Annotated in this window: 1 rRNA gene; it reads right to left on the reverse strand. The window is 49.6% G+C overall.

Annotation, left to right across the window (positions count from 1 at the left end):
* A 23S ribosomal RNA gene (locus NE623_RS14460) occupies positions 1-546 on the reverse strand; the annotation flags it as partial.

Here is a 546-nt window from a genome sequence, read left to right on the forward strand (position 1 = left end):
TGCAGCCTAAGCTTCGGTTTGTATCTTAGCCCCGTTAAATTTTCCGCGCAGAGACGCTCGACCAGTGAGCTATTACGCACTCTTTAAATGAGTGGCTGCTTCTGAGCCAACATCCTGGTTGTCTGCGTATTTCCACATCGTTTTCCACTTAGATACAATTTGGGACCTTAGCTGTAGATCTGGGCTGTTTCCCTTTTGACAATGAGATTTATCTCACACTGTCTGACTCCCATACATCAATACTCCGGCATTCTTAGTTTGATAGGCTTCGCTACCCTCTCGGGCGCTAGGCCATTCAGTGCTTTACCTCCGGGTATCTAATATGAGGCTAGCCCTAAAGCTATTTCGGGGAGAACCAGCTATCTCCGAGTTCGATTGGAATTTCTCCGCTACCCACAATTCATCCGCCGCCTTTTCAACGGAGGTCGGTTCGGCCCTCCATGAAATTTTACTTTCACTTCAGCCTGATCATGGGTAGGTCACCCGGTTTCGGGCCCATTGCACGTTACTGAACGCCCTGTTCAGACTCGCTCTCGCTACGCCTCC

The organism is Gemmiger formicilis (assembly GCF_024462815.1).
Lineage (GTDB): Bacteria > Bacillota > Clostridia > Oscillospirales > Ruminococcaceae > Gemmiger.